General features: G+C 65.8%; 21 protein-coding genes and 1 tRNA gene. 8 read left to right on the forward strand and 14 right to left on the reverse strand.

All coding sequences use genetic code 11. From position 1 onward, the window contains the following. Positions 1-459 precede the first annotated feature (459 nt). From IB258_RS19395 to IB258_RS19420, 6 genes are all read left to right on the forward strand, one after another. Entirely contained in the window at positions 460-2958 is a 2499-nt protein-coding gene (locus IB258_RS19395) for a mechanosensitive ion channel family protein (RefSeq protein WP_192353063.1), read from the forward strand. Positions 2959-2993: 35 nt separating this feature from the next. After that, positions 2994-3069, forward strand: a tRNA-Phe gene (locus IB258_RS19400). 111 nt (positions 3070-3180) lie between these two features. Then, positions 3181-4920: an ABC transporter ATP-binding protein gene (locus tag IB258_RS19405; protein WP_225590460.1), complete on the forward strand. Its 1740-nt coding sequence runs from the start codon at positions 3181-3183 to the stop codon at positions 4918-4920. 40 nt (positions 4921-4960) lie between these two features. Then, positions 4961-5728, forward strand: a complete 768-nt coding sequence (locus IB258_RS19410; RefSeq protein WP_192353064.1) for a hypothetical protein — start codon at positions 4961-4963, stop codon at positions 5726-5728. Positions 5729-5863: 135 nt separating this feature from the next. Then, positions 5864-6259 carry a hypothetical protein gene (locus IB258_RS19415; RefSeq protein ID WP_192353185.1) on the forward strand — a complete coding sequence of 132 codons (396 nt, stop codon included), beginning with the start codon at positions 5864-5866 and terminating at the stop codon, positions 6257-6259. A gap of 128 nt (positions 6260-6387) precedes the next feature. After that, entirely contained in the window at positions 6388-8754 is a 2367-nt protein-coding gene (locus IB258_RS19420; RefSeq protein ID WP_370539843.1) for a copper-translocating P-type ATPase, read from the forward strand. A 36-nt stretch (positions 8755-8790) separates the two neighbouring features. On the opposite strand, the gene IB258_RS19425 is transcribed toward IB258_RS19420, so the two are convergent. The 6 genes from IB258_RS19425 to IB258_RS19450 all read right to left on the reverse strand — a co-directional run bounded on the left by IB258_RS19425 (position 8791) and on the right by IB258_RS19450 (position 12476). Then, the gene (locus IB258_RS19425) at positions 8791-9642 is read right to left on the reverse strand and encodes a nucleotidyl transferase AbiEii/AbiGii toxin family protein (protein ID WP_192353065.1); all 852 of its coding nucleotides are present in this window, start codon (positions 9640-9642) and stop codon (positions 8791-8793) included. Further along, positions 9639-10238, reverse strand: a complete 600-nt coding sequence (locus tag IB258_RS19430) for a type IV toxin-antitoxin system AbiEi family antitoxin domain-containing protein (protein ID WP_119450257.1) — start codon at positions 10236-10238, stop codon at positions 9639-9641. Before IB258_RS19430 ends, IB258_RS19425 begins: the two co-directional genes overlap by 4 nt. Before the next feature lie 39 nt (positions 10239-10277). Beyond that, entirely contained in the window at positions 10278-10982 is a 705-nt protein-coding gene (locus IB258_RS19435) for an RNA polymerase sigma factor (RefSeq protein WP_192353066.1), read from the reverse strand. 20 nt (positions 10983-11002) lie between these two features. Beyond that, complete coding sequence (locus tag IB258_RS19440; RefSeq protein WP_370539844.1) at positions 11003-11377, reverse strand: cupredoxin family copper-binding protein; 375 nt, start codon at positions 11375-11377, stop codon at positions 11003-11005. Then, on the reverse strand, positions 11370-11897 hold the full coding sequence (locus IB258_RS19445) for a DUF4142 domain-containing protein (protein WP_054457637.1): 528 nt from the start codon (positions 11895-11897) through the stop codon (positions 11370-11372). The genes IB258_RS19440 and IB258_RS19445 overlap by 8 nt, the downstream gene beginning before the upstream one ends. Before the next feature lie 117 nt (positions 11898-12014). Then, positions 12015-12476, reverse strand: coding sequence for an Lrp/AsnC family transcriptional regulator (locus IB258_RS19450; protein WP_054457638.1), 462 nt, complete (start codon positions 12474-12476; stop codon positions 12015-12017). 192 nt (positions 12477-12668) lie between these two features. Here IB258_RS19450 and IB258_RS19455 point away from each other — a divergent pair, with 192 nt between their 5' ends. Both IB258_RS19455 and IB258_RS19460 read left to right on the forward strand, forming a co-directional pair. After that, positions 12669-13313, forward strand: coding sequence for a LysE family translocator (locus tag IB258_RS19455; protein ID WP_082401232.1), 645 nt, complete (start codon positions 12669-12671; stop codon positions 13311-13313). Between the two features lie 43 nt (positions 13314-13356). Further along, complete coding sequence (locus tag IB258_RS19460) at positions 13357-14262, forward strand: DMT family transporter (RefSeq protein WP_082401233.1); 906 nt, start codon at positions 13357-13359, stop codon at positions 14260-14262. Between the two features lie 31 nt (positions 14263-14293). Here IB258_RS19460 and IB258_RS19465 read toward each other — a convergent pair whose 3' ends face one another. The 8 genes from IB258_RS19465 to IB258_RS19500 form a co-directional block, all read right to left on the reverse strand. Continuing rightward, the gene (locus IB258_RS19465) at positions 14294-14869 is read right to left on the reverse strand and encodes a hypothetical protein (protein WP_054457639.1); all 576 of its coding nucleotides are present in this window, start codon (positions 14867-14869) and stop codon (positions 14294-14296) included. 112 nt (positions 14870-14981) lie between these two features. Then, positions 14982-15962, reverse strand: coding sequence for a tripartite tricarboxylate transporter substrate binding protein (locus IB258_RS19470; RefSeq protein ID WP_192330185.1), 981 nt, complete (start codon positions 15960-15962; stop codon positions 14982-14984). A gap of 112 nt (positions 15963-16074) precedes the next feature. Continuing rightward, on the reverse strand, positions 16075-16860 hold the full coding sequence (otnI, locus tag IB258_RS19475; protein ID WP_054457641.1) for a 2-oxo-tetronate isomerase: 786 nt from the start codon (positions 16858-16860) through the stop codon (positions 16075-16077). A gap of 70 nt (positions 16861-16930) precedes the next feature. Continuing rightward, positions 16931-17884 carry a hydroxymethylglutaryl-CoA lyase gene (locus IB258_RS19480; RefSeq protein ID WP_054457642.1) on the reverse strand — a complete coding sequence of 318 codons (954 nt, stop codon included), beginning with the start codon at positions 17882-17884 and terminating at the stop codon, positions 16931-16933. Positions 17885-17895: 11 nt separating this feature from the next. Beyond that, positions 17896-19086 (reverse strand): CaiB/BaiF CoA-transferase family protein, encoded by a 1191-nt coding sequence (locus IB258_RS19485; protein WP_054457643.1) that lies wholly within the window; start codon positions 19084-19086, stop codon positions 17896-17898. 10 nt (positions 19087-19096) lie between these two features. Continuing rightward, positions 19097-19819 (reverse strand): ABC transporter ATP-binding protein, encoded by a 723-nt coding sequence (locus IB258_RS19490; RefSeq protein WP_054457644.1) that lies wholly within the window; start codon positions 19817-19819, stop codon positions 19097-19099. A 9-nt stretch (positions 19820-19828) separates the two neighbouring features. After that, a complete protein-coding gene (locus IB258_RS19495; RefSeq protein ID WP_192353068.1) occupies positions 19829-21595 on the reverse strand; it encodes an ATP-binding cassette domain-containing protein in 1767 nt (588 codons plus the stop codon). Further along, positions 21592-22506: a branched-chain amino acid ABC transporter permease gene (locus IB258_RS19500; protein WP_082401234.1), complete on the reverse strand. Its 915-nt coding sequence runs from the start codon at positions 22504-22506 to the stop codon at positions 21592-21594. The genes IB258_RS19495 and IB258_RS19500 overlap by 4 nt, the downstream gene beginning before the upstream one ends. Between the last annotated feature and the right edge of the window lie 20 nt (positions 22507-22526).

Raw genomic sequence — 22526 nt, forward strand, 5'->3', positions numbered from 1 at the left:
GTGTGGCCGGCCAGACGTAGCGCACGCCGTACACGACAAACTCTAGAAGGTTGGCACGTACCGGTGACCATTGGACGCGTGCCGGCGCCACCGCCAAGCCCGAAGCCACGGAACGCTTCACGCTCGCATGGGTTTCCGAAGCGCTCATGGACAGCGCTGCGCCCAGCGCGGCATAAGTCCAGCGCTGCGGCGGATGGGCGGCCACCTTTAGCAATACCAGCAGGTCTTGGGGTTTTAGTTCCATCTCAGGGTGATATTCGCTATTCGCGAATAGCGAATATCACCGACGAGACAGTTTTTGTGCGAGTGTCCTACCTTCTATCCGAGGCCAAAAAAAGCCCAGCCCTCACCGGCTGGGCTTTTTGCTTTCCGGACGCCCCTTTCCCTCAAGCGCGCTTCCGCGATATCGTAAGACGCCATTTTTCGTAGCCCGCCGCATCCATCCACCGGAGCCGCGACATGCGCGCCCAAGCAACAGCAAGAGCAAAAGCGCTTTTCGGTCTGATTGCACTGCTGGCCAGCCTGCTCGGTTCCCCCTACGCGCAGGGCGCCGCGCCGGCGCCGGCCTCCCCCGCCCCGGCTTCCACGCAAGCCCACGCGATCCTGGTGGCAGAGATTCCGCTGCGCGCGGACACCGACCACCGCTATGCCGAAAGCGTCATGGAGCGCATCACGGGGGCCGACCCCACCGACTCGCTGGCGCCGCGCCTGGAATCGATTTCCCGGTCCGTGGACGAAAAGCTCCAGCAATTCCTGCCGGCCCAATTGCGCACCCTGCCGATCATGCGGCTGGAAAGCCTGGAGCGGCACTGGATGTTCGATGCGAGACGTTTCGCCGACTGGCAGGAGGACATGCGCCAGGCGACCGCCGCCTACGCCAGCGATGCCGCCGAGCTGGCGCGCCGCCGCGAAGCCTGGCAGGCGCTCAAGGGAGCCCCCGGCGCCGCCGATCTGCCGCCGGCCCTGACCGCGCGGATGGACTCGGTCATCGCGCAATTGGCTCGGGCCGAACAGGCGTTATCGGTGCCGCTGGGCCGCCAGATCGCGCTGGGCCAGCGCGCCAACTCCGTCGAAGAGCGCATCCAGGCCGGACAGCGCTCGGTGGCCGACGCCATCCGTTACATCGATGCCCGCCTGCTCGAACTGGACGGACCGCCGCTGTGGGCCGCCACCTTCACGCCCACCGCCCGCAGCGATGCAAAGGCCTACCTGCGCAGCGGCCTGGACATGGAATTGCGCTTCGCCCGCCAGTACGCGGCGGCCGATACCGGCAACCAGCTCGCCCTGCACGTGCTGCAAGTGGTGCTGCTACCCCTGTTGCTATGGCTGGCCTGGCACAGCCGCCACGCGATCCGGGCCGGCGAAATGAGCGAGACGGCCGCGCGGGTGCTTGGGCGCCCGCTGTCAGCCTGGCTGCTGCTGGCCATGATGGGCGTGCAGCTGCTGGAGTCGGACGCGCCGCTGATCGTGCTGCAGATCGCCCTGCTGCTGGCGGTCGTCCCGGTACTGCGCCTGCTGCCGCCAACCGCGCGCGAGCAGTTGGACCTGTGGCCCTATGCCATCACCGGCCTGTATCTGGCCGAGCGGCTGGGCATTTTCTTCCTGGCCAGCGAAACGCTGTACCGGCTGCACAACCTCGTCATCACCCTGCTGGCCCTGGCCACGGCGCTGTGGCTGCATGCCCGGGCCAAGCGCCGCGGCAGCGCTGCCCAGGCTCCCGGCCGGCTGCACCGGGCCGTGCGCATCGGCGCCTGGGCCGCGGTGGCGCTGCTGGCCATTGCCGGCGTCGCCAACCTGATCGGCAACCTGTCGATGGCCGAGATGCTGACCAGCGCCGTCATCAGCAGCGGCTATTTCGGGCTGATGCTCTACGCCGGGGTCACCATCATCGTCACCCTGCTGCAACTGATGCTGGCGCGGCCCGGCGTGTCGCGCTTTCGCATCGCGCGCGAGCATGCTCCTCCGCTGGTGCAATTGTTGATCCGCCTGGTGATGGCCAGCGCGGTCGCGGGGTGGGCCATCTACACGATGGACCGTTTCCGCATCCTGCGCGCGACCTACGCCTTCACCACGAAGGTGCTTTCGTACACGCTGGCGCTCGGCGACATCACCATCAGCCTGGGCAACATCCTGGTGTTCGCGATCTCGGTGCTGATCGCGTTCTGGGCCGCGCGCGCGATCCGCCTGGTGCTGCACGACGAAGTGCTGGCGCGCATGCCGCTGCCGCGCGGCGTGGGCAACAGCATCGCCTCGCTGACCTACTACTCGGTGCTGCTGCTGGGACTGGCAGTGGCGCTGTCGGCCGCCGGAGTCAGGACCAGCCAATTGGCCCTGGTGCTGGGCGCCCTGGGCGTGGGCATCGGCTTCGGCCTGCAGAACGTGGTCAACAACTTCGTGTCGGGCCTGATCCTGATGTTCGAGCGCCCCATCCAGCCCGGCGATGTGGTGGAAATCGGCGAAACCTCCGGTCAGGTACGCGAGATCGGGATGCGCGCGACCCGCATCAGGACTTTCGAAGGCGCCGACGTGGTGGTCCCCAACGGCACCCTGCTGTCGGAAAAACTGACCAACTGGACCATGCTGGACCGCAACCGCCGCATCGAGATCAACGTGGGCCTGGCCTACGGCACGGACCCGGCGCAGGCCATCGAACTGCTGGGCTCGGTGGCGCGCGGCACCCTGGGGGTCTCCACCCAGCCGGCTCCGATCGCGCTCTTCATGGGATTTGGCGCCAGCACGCTGGATTTCAGCATCCGCGCCTGGACGCCGGATTTCGATCAGTGGATGTCCATCCGCAGCGACATGCTGTCGCGGATGTACGAGGCGCTGACGCAGGCCGGCATCGAGATCCCCTATCCGCAGACCGACCTGCACCTGCGCAGCATTTCCCCGGAAGCCGGCGCCGTCCTCGCGCAAGCCCGCCGCGCGGCGCCCGATGGCGGGCCGCCGCCCACATGACGCGGATATTGTGTATAGTGGCGGACTTTCGCGTTGGCCTGGTAGCTCAGTCGGTAGAGCAGAGGATTGAAAATCCTTGTGTCGGTGGTTCGATTCCGCCCCAGGCCACCAATGAATTCAAGCACTTGGCCCCGCCTTTGGCGGGGCTTTTTGCTTTGGAGCGCGGTGGCGCCTGTCGGATAGCATAATCATGCCGTGCCCCCCTGACTTCCCCTCCACGCGATGAAGCCTGATTCTTCTTCCCCCTCTTCCTCCGTCGGCATGGGCCGCGCGGCGATCGTGCTGTGTCGCGCGCTCTGGCACTATGCCGACGGCGCGCGGCGGCAGCTGATGGGCGCCATCGCGCTGCTGTCGGGCGCGCAACTGGTCAAGCTGACCCTGCCCTGGCTGGCCTCGCACGCCATCAATGCCTTGCAGCAGAACGACATGCCCACCGCCGGCTTGTGGATCCTGTTCCTGGTTGGCAGCTACATGATGTCCTGGGTATTCCATGGCCCCGGACGCGTCCTCGAAGGCAATGTGGGTGTGCATGTCCGCGAACGGCAGGCCGACGATCTTTATGCCCGCATCGCTGCCGCCCCGTTGACCTGGCGCGACGGCAGGCATTCCGGCGACCTGCAGCATCGCGTATTGCAATCCAGCCGCGCACTGGCCGCTTTTGCCCGCAGCATGTACGGCTACCTGCACAGCGCCTTGAACTTCATCGGCCCGCTGGTGGCGCTGACCTTGCTGTCCCACGTCAGCGGCATCATCGCCGTAAGCGGTTACCTGATCATCGCCCTGGTCACCTTGCGCTTCGACCTCGCGCTGATGCGGCTGGCCCGCGACGAAAACGACCAGGAACGCCGCTACGTCGCGGCGCTGCTCGATTTCGTCAGCAACGCCGGCACCGTGATCGGCCTGCGGCTGCAAGCCGCCTCGCGCAAGATCCTGGGCCGCCGCCTGCAGGCGGTCATGAAGCCCTTGCGCCGTGCCCTGTGGATCAACGAAGTGAAATGGTGCGTGGTGGACCTGGCGGGCATGTGCCTCACCTGGATCCTCGTCGTGGAGTACGTGCTGCGGCACCGCGAGCCCGGACAGGCGCTATTGCTAGGCACCACCTTCATGATCTACCAGTATGCCCAGCAGGCCGCGTCCGTGGTCAGCGCCATCGCCTCCAACTTCCAGAGCTTCGCGCGCATGCACACCGACTACAGCAGCGCCGAACCCATCTGGCAGGCCCCGGGCAACCCCAATGCCGCCGTCCCCGCGGTCCAAGCCGACGCGCCTTGGCAGACCCTGGAGTTGCGCGGCGCCACCTGGCGCTATTCGGACGAAGGACGCGGCGGCCTGCATGGCGTCGACCTGGTGCTGCGGCGCGGCTCGCGCGTCGCGCTGATCGGCGCCAGCGGCGGCGGCAAGAGCACGCTGCTGCGCACCCTTGCCGGACTCTATCCGCCGCAACACGGCGAACTGCTGCGCGACGGCAAGCCGGTGGACTGGGCAGAACTGCGCACGCTGGCCACGCTGATTCCGCAGGAAGCCGAAGTCTTCGAAGCCAGCGTGCAGGAAAACCTCACCTTCGGCGAACCCGCCGACGCGGCCGCGCTGCAAGCCGCCGTGCATACCGGCGTGTTCGACGAAGTGCTGCAACGCATGCCCGAGGGTCTCGCCAGTCCGATGAATGAACGGGGCAGCAACCTGTCCGGTGGGCAACGCCAACGCCTGGCCCTGTCGCGCGGGGCGCTGGCTGCGCAGGGCAGCTCCTTGCTGCTGCTGGACGAGCCCACCAGCGCGCTCGACCCGCAAGCCGAAGGCCGGGTGTTCGACCGCATGTACGCCGCGTTTCCGACCGCTTGCATCGTGGCCTCGGTGCACCGGCCCAGCCTGCTCAGCCGTTTCGATACCATCGTGGTGATGGAAGCCGGACGCGTGGTGGATGCGGGCCCCCGCGACGAAGTGCTGGCCCGGCATCAGCCTTGATGAACTCCCTCTGCCGACCAGGCGTCTACACTCAGCATCCATGACACAGCCGCCCGCCACCCCAACTGCACAGCGCCAGCCCAGTCGACGGCTCGCGAATCTGCTCTTCTATGTCTGCCTGGCGATCAGCCTGACGTTCGTCTACCTGGGCTCGCAAATGATCCGGGACGGCGCCGATGCAGGCATTCCCGTCACGCTGTTCTTCGGCGTCTGCGCCGCGACTGCCGTCCTGCAGATCTGGCCGCAACTGCTGCAGCGCGACTCGCGCTCGGCCGCAACACTGCTGGCGCGGTACCCAGGCCCCCTGGAACTCAAGGCCGCGAAAGGCAAGCTGCTGGCGTTCTCGCTGCTGTCCGCGGGCTTCGGTGGCGTGATCCTGTGGATGCTGCTGCAGGAATCGCTGCCGCCTCTCAAGCAATTGATCCTCTGGCCGGGCGCCGCATTCTTTCTGCTCGGCGCGGTCATGCTGCTGGTGCGCGCCGCCAAGGACGACATCGGCCTGCGCCTGGGGCGCGACGGCTTTCAAGCGCGACAGGTGTGGAACGGCAGGACAATACGCTGGCGAGACACCAGCGAGTTCAACGTGATCAGAGCCAGCCGCGCGGTGCCCAAGCTGATTGTTTTCGACGATGCTGCGGTCGAACGCAGCGGCACTGCCGGGCTCAACAAGCATTTCGTCGGCCGCAATTCCAGCCTGGGTGAAACTTACGGGCTGACCCACGAAGCTTTGGCCGACCTGCTCAATGCTTGGCGCAAGCGCGCGCTGGAGCAGGATGCGATTTTTACGCGATGGCCTGATAACCAATGACCGCCGCATCGTGTCGGATGTACGCCCGCCTGCCCCGCAACATTACAAAAAAGTAATCCGCGCGTAACCTCCTCGCCCCGGTCAGCACTCCAAACTGGAGTTAATGCACTTCCAGACCACAGAAAGGAGCTGACCATGAAGACCCTGACCACCTTGTTCAGCGCGTGCGCGTTGAGCCTGGGATTACTCGGCGCGGCCCACGCGCAGGCGGGGAACGGCGACCATGCCACGCATCATCCCGCGTCGCCTGCGGCGGGCGAATCGGCCACGAAGCCGCAAATGGCGCCGGACGCCGGCATGATGAAGAACATGGAGGCGCACATGCAGGCCATGAACGGCATGCACCAGAAAATGGCCGCCGCCCAGACGCCCGAAGAGCGCCAGGCCTTGATGGCCGCCCACATGAAGTCCATGCCCGCCAATGGCGCCGACATGCAAGGTTGCCGCCAGATGATGGGATCGATGATGAACCCGGCGGGTGATGCACCCTCGGCGGCGGAACCCGCGACTCCCCCGGCGGCCAAGGGCTGATCGCCATGGGCCATCGCTGCGGCCGGCTCCGCGGCGATACCACTGCGGCCAGCGGTTGCGCCGCAAACACCCCAGCCTGGGCATAATAGGCGCACGAAGGATCACACCAGTACTCGAAAGGGATGGGTATGAATCACTCTCGTCACGGCGACGCGGCATCGAAAGACGGCACGCTCTACGTGTGTCCCATGCACCCGGAAATCCGCCAGGACCATCCGGGACGCTGTCCGAAGTGCCAGATGCATCTGGTGCCGCAGGGACAGCCAGAGGATCAGGCTGCGCATGCATACGGCGGCCATGATGCGCACCAGCATCACGGTCACGGCAAGCGCCACGCGGGCCACGACGATGCCACCGCGCTTCCAGCCGCGCCCGCCGACGCCCCCACCGATGTCCCCGCGGGCACGATCTACACCTGCCCCATGCACCCGGAGATCCGCCAGGATCACCCCGGGAACTGCCCCAAATGCGGCATGACGCTCGAACCGCTCATCCCGCTGGACGAGGAAGACAACAGCGAACTCAAGGACTTCCAGCGCCGCTTCTGGTGGACGCTGCCCCTGACCCTCATCGTCGCCGTGATGGCCATGTTCGGCCATCGTCTGGGCTGGTTCGACATGGCGACCCAGAGCTGGCTGGAACTGGCGCTATCCCTGCCGGTGGTGTTCTGGACGGGTTGGCCCTTCTTCGTGCGCGGCTGGCAATCCCTTGTGCATCGCAGCCCGAACATGTGGACCTTGATCAGCCTGGGCACGGCGGCGGCTTTCATCTACAGCGTGGTCGCCACGCTGGCGCCGGGCGTGTTCCCGGATTCCTTTGTATCGATGGGCCGCGTGGCGGTGTACTTCGAAGCCGCCGTGGTCATCATTTCGCTGACCATGCTGGGACAGATCCTGGAGTTGAAGGCGCGTTCGCAGACGTCCGCCGCGATCAAGGCCTTGCTCGGCCTGGCGCCCAAGACGGCGCGGCGTATCAACGCTGACGGCAGCGAGGAAGACGTGCCGCTGAACCATGTGCATGTGGGCGACCTGCTGCGCGTGCGGCCCGGCGAGAAGATCCCGGTGGACGGCGTCGTCACAGAAGGCCGCAGCGCCGTGGACGAGTCCATGCTTACCGGCGAGCCCGTGCCCGTCAGCAAGCGCGAGAACGACAAGCTGATCGGCGCCACCCTCAACACCAGCGGCACCCTGGTGATGCGATCGGAGAAGGTCGGCGCGGCCACCATGCTGGCGCAGATCGTGCAGATGGTCGCCAACGCCCAGCGCTCCAAGGCGCCCATGCAGCGCATGGCGGACGTGGTGGCGGGCAAGTTCGTCATTGCCGTGGTGCTGGTGGCGATCTCCACGCTGCTGGTGTGGGGCTTTTTCGGGCCGGAGCCTAGCTGGGTGTACGGCCTGATCAACGCGGTCGCGGTGCTGATCATCGCCTGCCCCTGCGCGCTGGGGCTGGCCACGCCCATGTCGGTCATGGTGGCCACGGGCCGCGCCGCGGCGCAGGGCGTGCTGTTCCGCGACGCTGGCGCGATCGAGAAAATGCGCGAGGTGGACACGCTGATCGTGGACAAGACCGGAACGCTCACCGAAGGCAAGCCAGCCTTCGACACCGCCATCGCCGCCCCCGGATATACGCCCGACGAAGTGCTGCGCCTGGCGGCCAGCCTGGACCAGGGCAGCGAACACCCGCTGGCCGACGCCATCGTCAGCGCGGCGCGCGCCCAGGGCCTGGCGCTAGCCAAGGCCGGGGACTTCGATTCCGGCAGCGGCATAGGCGTGCGCGGCACGGTGGAAGGCAAGCGCCTGGCGCTGGGCAACACCGCCCTGATGGAGCAGGAAGGCGTGCGGGTGGACGCGCTGCGCGCGGACGGCGAGCGCCTGCGCGGCGAAGGCGCCAGCATCATGCATTTGGCCGTGGACGGCCAGTTCGCCGGCATCCTGGCGGTGACCGACCCGATCAAGCCCAGCACGCATGAAGCCATCCAGAACCTGCACGACAGCGGCCTGCGCATCGTGATGGCGACAGGCGACGGCCTGACCACCGCCCGCGCCGTCGGCGCCGCGCTGCGCATCGACGAGGTGCACGGCGAGGTCAAGCCGGCCGACAAGCTGGCGCTGGTGGAAAAACTGCAGAAGGACGGCCACGTGGTGGCGATGGCGGGCGACGGCATCAACGACGCCCCCGCGCTGGCGCGCGCCGACGTGGGCGTGGCCATGGGCACGGGTACTGACGTAGCCATGAACAGCGGCCAGGTGACCCTGGTCAAGGGCGACCTGCGCGGCATCGCCGCCTCGCGCCAGATCTCGATCGACACCGTGCGCAACATGCGGCAGAACCTGATGTTCGCCTTTGTCTACAACGGCATCGGCGTGCCGATAGCGGCGGGCGTCCTGTATCCGTTCACGGGTTGGCTGCTGTCGCCGATGATCGCGGCGCTGGCGATGAGTTTGAGTTCGGCTTCGGTGATATTCAATGCGTTGAGGTTGCGGGGTGCGAAATGAGCGGTCCAGGACAACCGCAGCCGCGCGATATCAAGGTTACTTTTTCAGTGCTGCCAGCCATAGCGGCCGTATCGCCCCCACGGCTTCGTTCAACGACACTTTCGCCAACCCATTCTTGCGCAGAAAGGCATCCCACTGTTGCACCTTTCTTTCGTCTTGGACGAATTCGTCAGCCAATCCCAAAGGGAAATCTGTCGGAAGCGGTGTTTCGCGGCGTGCAAACGTCGCGCGCACCGCGCGTGCGAGCATCCCATCATCGAGTTCTGCGCGCCGCGCCATCACCCAAAGATCGAAGTAATCCTTCATGCGTGTATTGCCCATGCCCAGTGAAACGATAGCCTCCAGCTTTTCTGCGACAACTGTGTACTGGGGATAAACCTGCAGGCGTGGCGCAGGCATGTCGCCGAAGATGACGGGATACTGCGCCTCTTCCGGCCCAGGAACGACCGCATCTCCAAAGCCTATATCGATCTGTACCGGACATCGTGCGCCGTCCAGAGAGCCGGCCAGATTTACGCGTATGCCCGCATAGTTGGCTTCTTTGCGAATTTCGGCAGCCCTTACCGACTCAGGCCGAAAGGTCATGCCGTCCTCGCAGGCGATGGCGCTGATCTCTTGAAACACGGCCATCAAGTGCGGCACTTCCGCGAGCGTGAATCCGAGAAGATCGGTATCGTGCGTCGGACGATGCGGCATGTCAAACCACAGGTCAAACAGCAACGAACCCTTCAACAAGAACTGCTCGCGGTAGGGTGAGACACTCAGGCGATACAGAATGCGCTCCAACGCATAGCGGGTGAGCAGCAGGTTGAAATTCTGCTTGTCCGCGCGCGCCTTGTTGAGCAGCCGCGCCCGCACCGATGCCGCGATATTGCGAGCGACAGTCATTCCAGACTTTCAAGATAGGGGCGCATTACGTTGGCCACCCTGCATAGCTTCGCATAGCGCCACATTTCATCGCTGGTCATGCGTTTTTCGCGCCACGCTTCACGCAACGCCTCCAGGGCAACGTCCAGGCCAATCTTATTGCGGAACTTGAAGCAATCTGCCACGGTCTTGGCGACTCCCGTGACGTGGATGAGTACACCATCAACCACATGCTCCTCTACCCCTGCGGCCAGCGCAATTGTGGAAAACCGCAGAACACGCAATGGCGGATAGTCAAGCTTCGGGGCCGCCGCTTTGTTGCCGATGGCAAGCCACACTTCACTCGGCGCCTGGGTCGTAAGGCCATGAAAGCGGAGTGCCGACAGCAGACAAACGACTCCCTTGGGTACGCGCCGGGCCGTCTCGGCCAGTGTCGCGTGCTCGGAAATCCGGCGGGATGACAAGCCATACAGTCCACGGCCTATGCGCTGCAATTGGCCCTGGCGCACGGCACGGGTAAGCGTCACGCGGGCAATGCCTTGCGGGACCAAGTCGCGGGCGCGGATCAGCCCCTCGTCGCGGGCCAAGGCCAGAAGTTTTTCAGTGGCGCTCGTCATCCGGCGATGATGTTCCAATAAATAGGTATATGTCAATAATTACCGATTTTTTGGAACACCAACACCCCCGCCCAACCGCGCCAGCGTCCTCGCCACCACCCTGTCGCAATCATCCCCATCGAACTCGAACAAGCTCTTCTCCGCCACCCCGATATCCCGCGACAGCGCCTCGCGCAGCAAGGCATTGGCGCGGAAATGGCGGCTGCGGACGGTGGCCTCGGGGATGCCCAGGCAATGCGCCGTTTCCTCGACGGACAGTTCCTCGACCGAGCGCAGCACGAACACGGTCCGGAACGAGACCGGCAAGGCGTCCAGCCGCGCTTCGAGCAGGCCCCTGAGCTCGGCTCGGGCAGCGGCGTGGTAAGGCGGGTTGAAGTCGTTGATGGTCATCGCATCAACCTCTTTCTCGATGTCGTCGGCGATGGGCAACAGCGCTACGCGGCGGCTGTGCTTGCGCCGCCGGCCGTAGCATTCGTTGAGCAGGAGCCGCGACAGCCAGGTGAACAGCGTCGAATCGCCACGGAACCTGTCGATGTTCCGGTAGGCCGCCAGGTAGGCTTCCTGCAAGGCATCCTCGGCGTCGGCATCGTTGCGCAAGGTGGCCCGCGCCAGGCGGTAGAGCCGCCGGTTGTGCCGCCGCATCATCAATTCGAACGCGGTCTGCTCGCCCGCCGCGATGCGGTGCGCGAGCGCCAGGTCGTCATCCTCGGCCGGCGTCGCCGCCAGCGCTGCAAGTGCAGTCATAGGTCGACCTCCGCCATGCGTCATTGCGCGATCAAGGTGCCCTGCATCGTCGGATGGAACAGGCAGACATAGGCGCTGCTGCCCTCCTCACGCACAGTGTAGGTCCAGGAGGCGCCGGCGGCGATAAGCCCTGAGTCGAACGCCTTGGAAACGGCGGTGGCGGTATGCGGGACCAGGTCCTTGTTGATCCACGTCACCTTGTCGCCCCGCTTGACGGTCAGCTCGGCGGGCGTGAACTGCATCCCTTCGATGGTCACCACATGTTCGGCCAGCCGGGTGCCGGCTGGGTTCTGTTGGGCGGCGGCCAACCCGCCCGCCAGCAACAGGCCCGCAGCCAGCGCGGCCAGGCTTGCGCGTCCGGACCCGCGCGCTCCGGGGGTCGTTCTTTCAGCCACCGTTGAGCCTCTTTTGCAGGGATTTGGCATGCTCCAGGTGCGCGATGAACGCGGGCCGCACCTTGACCAGCAAGGCCTTCAACTCCGCGTTGTGGGCGCCCGGAATCAGGGTCGTGTCCAACGCCTGGATCACGGCCTCGTGATAGGCCACCTCGTGATCCACATAAGCCTTGTCGAAGGCGGCGCCGCTCATGCCCTTGAGCGCGGCGAGGTTCTTGTCGCCGCCCTGCTGCAGGCTGTCGCTGGTCGGGTTCGGTTCGGGGGTGACCTTCAGCTTCTGCACCAGTTCGCCGGCCGACTTGTTGACGGCGGCATGGTCGGTCACCATCAGCGTGGCGAACTCGCGGACATCCTTGTTGCCGGTTTTATCCTGCGCCAGCTTGCCGGCGTCGATGTCGACCTGGTTGGCCACCACCACGATCGCCGCGATCTGCGGATCCGTCGGCCCGTTGCCATGGGCAAATACCCCGCAGCTCACCAGGGCCAGCGCATAGAACCATCTTGCTTGAATCGCTTTCATCTCATCCCCCAAACCCTGGATGCAGGCGCGGCCGGAATGGCCAGGAATCTTGCCTGCTTATGGGGTTGGATGTCGCGAAAACGCGCCGCGTTCCGGCGCAGAAAACATACGGAGAAATCAGCCCACCGGCACCGCCATGCCGTACTTGGCGCGGTTCAGCACCACCAGCGTGGAAAAGCGCTTGACGTTGGGATTGCCCCAGAAATTGCGCTGGGCGAAGGCCTCGTATTCGGCCATGTCGCGCATGGTGATGGTCAGGACGAAGTCCACCTCGCCCGTCACCGACAGGCACTGCATGATTTCCGGCGCGGACTGCATGGCGCGCTTGAACTGGTCGAGCTTGTCGGCGCGTTCGCTCTCCAGCGTCACCAGCACGACCATCATGATGCCGCGGCCCACGGCGGCGGGATCGACCACGGAAACGTCACCCAGCACCACCTTGGATTCGCGCAGCCGCTTCATGCGGCGCAGGCAGGAAACCGGCGACAGGTTCACGCGCTGCGCGACTTCCTGGCTGGTGCGCTGGTTGTCTTCCTGCAGGCTTTGCAGGATCTGGAGGTCGAAATCGTCTAGTTCCATAAGGGTCTCGGAACGGCTGGAAACGGGCTGGAAAGGGCTCGCCAACAGATTCTAAGCCCGGCCGCGCCGGAATCCGGCCCCATTTTGACGGGAAACTTCATTTCCGCGTCCCGCGATGCAGGAATTATTCAGCAGGCTTGCTTACACTGAGAGCCCTCTGCCCGCGCCGCGGGTACGTCCGCCCCTCGTATCATGCCGTCACTCCAGCTTTTCCTGCTGTTCCTCGCCGCCGACGCGGCGCTCAAGCTCACGCCCGGCCCCGACATGGCGCTGACCCTGTCCCGAGGCATGACGCAGGGCTTCCGGCCCGCCTTCCACAGTGTCCTGGGCAACGTCGCCGCCGGATTCATCCAGGTGCCGGCGGTGGTGCTGGGCCTGGCCTCGGTGCTGCAGGCGTTTCCGTCGCTGTTCATGGGCATCAAGGCAGCTGGCGGCCTGTACCTGGGCTACCTGGGCATCAAGGCCATCGTCCGCTGCGCGCGCTCGGCCGACGTATCGCTGGCCGCACGCCCCGGGGATGCGCGCGACGCCTTCTGGCAAGGATTCACGACCAATCTGCTGAACCCCAAGGTGTTGCTGTTCATGATCGCCTTCCTGCCGCAGTTCACCACGCCGGACAACGGGCCGGTCTGGGTGCAGATGCTGGTGCTGGGCGTGACGATGAAAGTGTTGAGCCTGCCCTACGGCAGTTTCTTTGCCTACGGCGCCTCGCGCATCCGCGGCTGGGTGGGGCGCAATCCCTGGTTCCTGCGCATGCAGCAAGGCCTGCTTGGCGCCGTCATGCTTGGGCTGGCGCTGTATGTGCTTTACTCCACCGCCGCACACCTGACGCCCTGAACCTGCCGCCGTTCCCTACGCATTCCGCTTTTCCGCCATCGCCATGACCGCCGCAACCCTGAATACCGGACGCAACGCGTCGTCCTCCACCCTGCTCCCCATCCTGTCGTTGATCGGCGCGATGGCCTCGCTATGCGTCGGCACCTCGTTCGCCAAGTCCCTCTTCCCGATGGTCGGCGCGCAGGGCACGACCGCCTACCGCATCGCCATCGGCGCGCTGATTCTGGTGGCGATCTGGCGCCCGTGGCGCTTTCCGCTGACGCGCCAGGCGGCAGCCAAGATCGCGCTGTATGGCGTGACGCTGGCCTGCATGAACCTGCTGTTCTACATGGCCTTGCGCACGCTGCCTCTGGGCGTGGCCATTGCCATCGAATTCATCGGCCCGTTGACCCTGGCGGTGGCGCTGTCGCGCCGCGCCATCGACTTCGTCTGGATCGGCTGCGCCATCGCCGGCCTGGTGCTGCTGATTCCCACGGGGCAATCGGTGCATGACCTGGATCCGGTCGGCATCGCCTTTGCGCTGGGCGCGGCGGTGTGCTGGGCGCTCTACATCATCTTCGGCAAGATGGCCGGCAACGTGCATGGCGGACAGGCCACGTCGCTCGGGCTGACCGCGGCGACGCTGGTGGCGCTGCCCATAGGTGCAGCGCATGCCGGCGCCGCCCTGCTGGATCCGACCCTGATCCTGGCCGGCATCGCGGTGGGCGTGCTATCCAGCGCCTTGCCCTATTCGCTGGAAATGGTGGCGTTGCGGCGCCTGCCGCAAAAGACCTTCGGCGTGCTGCTCAGCATGGAGCCCGCCATGGGCGCGCTGGCCGGCGTGATCGTACTGAACGAGCAGCTGTCGCAAACGCAATGGCTGGCCATCTGCGGGATCATCGTCGCTTCCGCGGGCTGCGCGGCGACCGCCCGCCGGCAAAACACCGCCCCCACGCCCGCGCCGGACTGAGCGCGGACGCGCGCCGCCGCCCGAGGCCGTTTCAGCCGAATCCGATCTCGCGGCGGGGCGGCGCCAGCGGATCGAAGTCTTCCCAGTGGTTGTTGCGCCAGCGGCCGTTGGCGTGTTCCACGTCCGCGCCGCCGGCATCGCGCAGGATGCGGCACGCCAGCATTTCGCGCTGCGGCCGCGTGCGCACGGCAACCATCACGCCGGCCTGCCGGATCTCGGCATGGGAATCAGGATTGAAGTGGCCATGCTGGGTGCTGCCGTGGCCCGTCACCCAAAGCGCGCCGAAGAGCGATCCCAGATAGGCGCCGACCCCGGCCGCGGCCAGGATCAGTGGCGTGGAATCGCTGATCTCGGACATCACGAACCCGCCAAACACCGCGAAACCTGCTCCCACCCCGCCCGCCCCCAGAAAAGCGCCGATATCGGCGCGTCCCGAGTCCGGGTCGGAACGGCGGTCGCCGCCCAAGGGGTAGCGGCCGTGCTCGCCGGCCGGATTGACGTAGAAGGTATTGATGTCCCAGTCTGGAAAACCGCTGGCGGACAGGCGCTCGGCCGCGGCGTTCGCCGCTTCGAAACCCTCGAACCGGGCTGCTACGATCAGAGACATGATGTGCTCCTTGCCCGGGCTGCCGGGCAGGATATACGTGTCTTTATCGTACGCCCGCGGCGCGGGCGCGAACGCGCCGGTTACACCTTGCGGCGGCTGTTACCGTCCGCCGTCAGTTGGCGGAAATGTTCTTGCTCCGGATCACCGCGCCCCAACGCTCGTATTCCTTGCGCGCATAGTCCGCGAAGGCCTGCGGCGTGCTGCCCGTGGGCTCCATGCCCTGCAGCTTCAATTGCTCGGCCACCTCTGGCGAACGCAAGGCCTGCTCGATGGCCCGGCTGAGTTTCTCCACCACCGGCGCCGGCGTGCCCGCGGGCGCCACCACGCCCTGCCAGGCAGCAGCCTCGAATGCCGGGCCACCCGCCTCGGCGAAGGTCGGCACCTGGGGCAATTGCCCGGAGCGCTGCGCGGCCGGCACCGCGATGGCGCGCAGCTTGCCCGCCTGGATCAGCGGGCGGGCGGCGGCCAGATCGGCCATCATCATCGGCACCACGCCGGACGCCACGTCCTGCAGGGCGGGCGGCGTGCCCTTGTAGGGAATGGCCGTGGCGCGGCCCTGGACGGTATCCAGGAACAGCTCCATGGCCAGGTGATGGGGGCTGCCCACGCCCAGGGACGCATAGCTGCCCGGTTTGTCGCGCTTGAGGTATGTCTTCACGTCGGCCAGCGTATGCATCTGGGTATCGGGCGACACCACCAGCACGATGGGCAGCGACACGAGCGTGGAAACGGGGGTCAGGTCCTTCCCTGGATCGTAGGGCAGCTTCTGATACAGCCAGGGGTTCAGCGCCAGGGTGCTCATCCCCGCCGTCAGCAGGGTGTAGCCGTCAGGCGCGGCGCGGGCGGTTTCCTGGGCGGCGACGATCGTGGCCGCGCCCGGACGGTTTTCCACCACCACCGGCTGGCCCAGCGCGTCGCCCACGTGCTTGGCGACGATGCGGGTGGCGATGTCGCTACCCCCGCCCGCGCTGAACGGCACCAGCCAGCGGATCGGATGATCGGGAAACCCGGCCGCCGCAGCCTGGCCCGGGACGATTGCAGCCCCTGCCAGCGCCGCCGCCAGCAAGGCGCGATGCAGTATGCCTTTGAACATGTGCGCTCTCCTCGCCTGCCTATTTATTTAACATATTAATGATTTATTATCGGACGCAGGACGCTGGCGCACATCACAGGAAAAACCCGCAGTCCAAGCATCAGGACCGGCGTCAGGTGCGCGCGGCGGCCAGCCAGCGCAAGCCGGCCGAAGTGCCGGCGGCCGGCCGGTACTCGCAGCCTATCCAGCCGCCGTATTCCAGTTCGCGCAGCACATTGAACACCCAGCCATAGTCCAGTTCGCCACGGTCAGGCTCCTGGCGCAGCGGCACGCCGGCGATCTGCAGATGGCCGACCCGCCCCGTGGGCAGGTATTCGCGCAGCTTCATGGTGAGGTCGCCTTCGACGATCTGGCAGTGGTAGAGATCCATCTGCACTTTCAGGTTGGACGCATTGACCGCCTGCACCACGGCATGCGCCTCGTCCTGGCGGTTCAGGAAATAGCCGGGTATGTCGCGGGTGTTGATGGGTTCGATCAACACGGTGACGCCCGCCGAACGCGCCTGGCGCGCGGCCCAGTCCAGGTTCTCGCGATAGCAATCCAGCATGGCCTCGCGCGATGCGCCGGGTTGGACCAGGCCCGCCATCACATGGAGATTCGGGCAGGCCAGCGCGGTAGCGTAGGACAGCGCCTGTTCGATGCCCGCCTGGAATTCCGCCTGCCGTCCCGGTTGCGCGGCCAGTCCGCGATCGCCGCGGGCGGCCACGCCGGGCGGCGCGTTGAAGAGCACCTGCGTCACGCCGGCTGCGTCCATGCGTTCGCGCACGAAGGCGGCCGGAGCCTCGTAGGGAAACATGCATTCCACGCCGGCGTACCCGTCCGCCGCAGCGGCCGCGTAGCGGTCCAGGAACGCGTGTTCCGTGTACATCATCGAAAGATTGGCGGCGAACTTCAACATGGCGGAGGCTCCGGACCGGGCGGCATGCATGGAAATTAGCACAACCGCCCGCCCCGCCATCGCCGCAGCGCTAGGCGCCGAAGTCGGGCGCCGGGTGCAGGGTCAGCCGCGGTCCCGCCTTGAGCAGCTGGCTGGGAATGTCGTGCCCCACCAGCGCGGGCAAGGTCGCCGATACGCCAAGTATGGCGTCCAGGTCCACGCCGGTGTCGTAGCCCATCAGTTCCAGCATGTGCACCAGTTCCTCGGTGCAGACGTTGCCGCTGGCCCCCGGCGCGTACGGGCAGCCGCCCAATCCGCCCAGCGATGCGTCGAAGCGGTCGATGCCGGCCTCGATGGCCATCAGCGTATTGGCCAGCGCCATGCCGCGCGTGTTGTGGAAGTGCATGGTGGTGGTCAGTCCCGGGAACAGCTTGCGGACCTCGCGCCCGATTTTGCCGACCTGCGTGGGATAGGCCATGCCGGTGGTGTCGCACAGCGTCACCCCGTCCACCCCCAGCGCCGCGAAGCGTCCCACCAGTTCGAACACCTCGAAAGCATTGATGTCGCCTTCCATCGGGCAGCCGAACACGGTGGACAGCGACACGTTGATGGCGACGCGGCTGCCGCGCACCGCATTGACCACATCGCTCAATTGCTCGAACGACTGCTCCCGCGTCATGCGCAGGTTGGCGCGGTTATGGGTCTCGCTGACCGACATCACCAGGTTGACCTCGTCCACCTTGCACTCCAGCGCCCGCTGCGCGCCGCGCACATTGGGCACCAGCACGGTGTAGACGACGTCCGGATTGCGCTCGATCTCGTGCATCACGATCTCGGCGTCGCGCAAGGCGGGAATGGCCTTGGGCGAGGTAAAGGACGTGGCCTCGATCTTGGCGAATCCGCTGGCGGACAGCCGGTTGATGAAGGCAATCTTGTCCTGGGTTTCGATGAACTGCTTTTCGTTCTGGAAGCCGTCGCGCGGCGCGACTTCCTGGATGTACAGCCGCGGGCGGCTGGCAGTGGTTCCGGGGTTGGTCACATTCATGGCTGCCTTCCTCAGATGATGCCGCGCGCGCGCCAGTCCTGGCGCTGCGCCTCGCCTATGCCCAGCCCGGCCAGCACCTGGTCGGTGTCCTGGCCCAGGGCGGGCGCCGGGCTGCGCACTTCGCCCGGGGTTTCCGACAGCTTGGGCACGATGCCCGGCACCTGCACGGGCGTGCCGTCAGGCAGCGTGCCGTCCAGGATCATGCCGCGCGCCTGGTAGTGCGGGTCGGCCGCGATATCGGCCACGTCATAGATCTTGCCCGCGGGAATCTGGCCGTCATTCAAGCGCTCCAGCACCAGGTCCAGCGGATGCTGGCCGGTCCATTGCGAAATCGCGTCGTCAAGCATGACCACGTGCTTCACGCGCCCGGCGTTGTTCGCCAGTTCCGGCGCATCGGCCAGATCGGGCCGGCCGATCACGCCCATCAGGCGCTTGAAGATGCTGTCGCCATTGCCGGCGATCAGCACGTACTTGTTGTCCTGGCAGCGGTAGGCGTTGCTGGGCGCGATGCCCGGCAGGCTGCTGCCGGCCGGCTGGCGGATCTCGCCGAACACCGAATACTCGGGCAGCAGGCTCTCCATCATGTTGAAGACGGATTCATACAGCGCCACATCGATCATCTGACCCGTGCCATTCTGGTCGCGCGCGCGCAGCGCCAGCAGGATGCCGATGACGCCGTGCAACGCCGACAGCGAATCGCCGATGGACACGCCCACGCGCACCGGCGTGCGGTCAGGCTCGCCGCTGAGGTGGCGCAGGCCGCCCATGGCCTCGCCGATGGCGCCGAACCCGGGCAGATCGCGGTACGGACCTGTCTGGCCGTAGCCGGACACGCGCAGCATCACCAGCCGCGGGTTGATGGCGCGCAGTTCTTCCCAGCCCAGGCCCCAGCCTTCCATGGTGCCGGGCTTGAAGTTCTCGACCACCACGTCGATGTCCTTGACCAGGGACCGGATCAGGTCCTGCGCCTCGGGCTTGCGCAGGTCCAGGCTGACCGACTTCTTGTTGCGCGACTGCACTTGCCACCAGACGGAAGTGCCGTCGTGGATCAGGCGCCAGTTGCGTAGCGGATCGCCCTTGCCGGGCGGTTCGATCTTGATGACCTCGGCGCCGAATTCGCCCAGCATCTTGGCGGCGAACGGTCCGGCGATCAGCTGGCCCAACTCCAGCACTCGGATCCCGCTCAATGGTTTGGATGACATGATTGCCTCGTCAGCTCTTGTGTTTGCCCAGATAGGCCTCGCGCACGCGCTCGCTGGCCAACAACTCCTGGCCCGTGCCCTCCATCACGATGGAGCCCACTTCCAGGACATATGCGCGGTCGGAGATCGCCAACGCCTGGTTGGCCATCTGTTCGACCAGCAGGATCGTCATGCCGCGCTCTTTCAGCGACTTGATGATCTTGAAGATCTCGGCCACGATCAGCGGCGCCAGTCCGAGCGAGGGCTCGTCCAGCATCAGGATGCGCGGCTTGCTCATCAAGGCGCGGCAGATGGCCAGCATCTGCTGCTCGCCGCCGGAAAGCGTGCCCGCGTATTGCGCGCGGCGCTCCTTCAGGCGCGGGAACATCGCAAAGCACTGCTCGATCTCCGCAGCCAGTTCAGCGGGCGATTCCTTGCGCAGAAACGCGCCCAGCATCAGGTTGTCGTAGACGGTCTGGTCGGGGAACACCTGGCGCCCTTCCGGCACGTGGGCGATACCCAGCCCCACCCGCTTGTGCGCGCTGATCCCGCCCAGATCCTGCCCGGCGAACGCGATGTCGCCAGTGGATTTTTCGATGCCCGACAGCGCGCGCATCATGGTGCTCTTGCCCGCGCCGTTGCCACCGATGATGGTCACGATCTCGTTCGTGTCCACATGCAGCGACACCTGCTTCAGGGCATTGACGGCGCCATAGCTGACCGCCAGGTTCTTGATGTCCAGTAAACGGCTCATTGCGGTCTCCTATGCCGGCGCGCCCAGGTAGGCTTCGATGACTTTCGGATTCTCCTGGATGTGGTTCGGCAGGCCCGAAGCGATCTTCACGCCGTAGTCCAGCACCACGATATGGTCGGAAATGGCCATGACCAGATCCATGTGGTGCTCGATCAGCAGGATGGTCAGGCCCATGTCCTTGAGCTTCACGATCAGGTCCGTAAGCTGGTCGGTTTCCGCAGGATTCAGGCCTGCGGCAGGCTCGTCCAGCAACAGCAGGTCCGGCATGGCCGCCACCGCGCGGGCGATTTCCAGGCGGCGCTGCAGGCCGTAAGGCAGGCTGTTGGCGGCATCGTCCGCGTAGCGATCCAGCTCGAAAAACCGGAGAATGGCGTAGGCCTGGCGGCGGATGCGCCGCTCTTCGGCCAGGCTGCCGGGCAAGCCCAGCAGGTTGGAGAAGAAGCTGGACTTCTGCACCCGGTAGAAGCCCACCATCACGTTCTCCAGCGCGCTCAGCCCGTCGAACAGCTTCAGGTTCTGGAACGTGCGGCCAATGCCGGACGCAGCGATCTCATTGGGAGACAAGCCGACCATCTGGCGGTTCTTGAAGCGGATGCTGCCGGCGTCCGGCACCACCAGGCCCGACAGCAGGTTCAGGGTGGTGGTCTTGCCGGCGCCATTGGGGCCGATCAGCGACACGACGGAACCGCGCTCCAGCGAGAACGACACCTTGTTGGTAGGCACCACGCCGCCGAAGGCTTTGTACAGGTCCTTCACTTCCAGGAAGCCGGACGCCGCGCCGCCGCGGTCGGCAGGAGGCGCCGGCGTCCAGTCGGCGGCGCCCGCCTCGGCAGCCAGCGCCTCGCGCTGGCCGCGCTTGGGCAGCACCTTGGCCAGCAGGCCCGCCAGCCCTTCCGGCATGGCGTACAGCGCGAACAGCAGGATCAGACCATAGGCGAAATGCTGCACTTCCGGCCAGCGCGCCAGCATGGCGTCGATCACCGTCAGCACCACTGCGCCCAGGAAAGAGCCCCCCGGCGTGCGGCCGCCGAACAGCACCAGCACCAGGAAGAACACCGACAGGTTGAAATTGACGAAGTCCGAATTGATGTACTGGTTCTGCTGCGCCACCAGGCCGCCCGCGATGCCGCAGGTGATGGCGCTGATGGCGAAGGCCAGGATCTTGAAGCGGTAAACGCTGATGCCCACGCTCTCCGCCGCAATCTCGGACGTGCGCACCGCGGCGAAGCCGCGGCCGAAACGGCCGTTCAACAGCAGCGAGGTCATGGCGTGCAGCGCCAGGCCCAACACCACGACCACCACCACCCACTGGCGGCTGTCCAGCGTGGCGCCGCCGAAGGTCAGGCCGGTGATGCCGTAGAAGCCTTCCTGCCCCTTGAACACGTCGGTCCATTCGGACACGATCTTTTCGATCAGAAGGCCAAAGGCGATGGTCACCATCGCCAGGCTCGGCCCCTTGACCTTCAGCGCCGGAATGGCGATCACCACGCCGAAGACCGCTGAAACAACCGCGGCGCAGCCCAGCGCCAGCCAGGGATCGACTTGGTAATTCACGGTCAGGAGCGCCACCGTGTAGGCGCCGACGCCGAACAGGCCGGCATGGCCCAGCGACTTCTGCCCGGTCTGGCCGACCAGGATGTTGAAGCCGGTGGCAGCGATGTAATAGACCCCGATGTTGAACAGGATCAGCAGATAGAAGTCATTCAGGCCCGAATAGGCGTAGCCGATGGCAAGCGCCGCGATGACCAGCGGAACGAGGATTTTGGAGAGCTTCATACTTTCTCCGCATGCACGCGACCGAGGATGCCGGCCGGACGGAAATACAGCACCACGATGATCAGCGCGAACACCGCGATCTCGCGCAGGTTCGAATACCAGAGGCCGATCAGCGATTCCAGCAGCCCGATCAGAAAGCCTCCAAAAATGCAGCCGCGCGGATTCTCCAGCCCGCCCAGGATTGCGGCCGAAAAGGCCTTGAGCGACAGCAGCGTGCCCACGAACACCGAGGCGGTGGCAATCGGCGCGACCATGACGCCGGCGATCGCGGCCAGCGCCGAACTGATTGCGAACACGGCAATCGCAACCGCGTTGGCATTGATGCCCATCAGGCTGGCGGCGGTCTTGCTGAACGCCACCGCGCGCACCGCCTTGCCCATCTTGGTCTTGTGCAAGGCCCAGTCGAACACGATCATCAGCGCCAGCGTGGTGCCGAACACCAGAATTTCTTGCGGCCGCACGCCGGTACCCAGGACCGTGATGATGCCCTCGCCCAGCGGCGACGCCACCGCGATGGGCGCCGGGCCCCAGACCAGCAGCGCCAGGTTCTGGATGATGATGCCAAAGCCGATGGTGCTCATCACCCAGGACAGCCCCGCCTCGCCCACGAAGTGGCGGATGGCGGTGATGTAGAGCACGTAGCCCAGCAGGCTCAGGACCAGCATGGCGGCCAGCAGGGCGAACAGGAACGTGCCCCAGGTTACGTCCTCCGGATTCGGAAAACCGATCAGCTTGCCCTGGCTGACCAGCAGGATGGCGCTGATGCCGATCAGGCCGGCCAGCGCCAGGAATGCGCCCTGTCCGAAGTTGAAGGTCTTGGTCGTGGTGTACGTGATGCTGAACCCGAACGCGACCAGGGCATAGACGCTGCCCATGGCCAGCCCGCTCAAGATGGCTTGTAGTATTTGCATGCTGGATGCCCCCCTATTGA

Origin of the sequence: Achromobacter sp. ACM02, from assembly GCF_014851605.1 — a bacterium.
GTDB classification, from domain to species: Bacteria; Pseudomonadota; Gammaproteobacteria; order Burkholderiales; family Burkholderiaceae_B; genus Achromobacter; species Achromobacter aegrifaciens.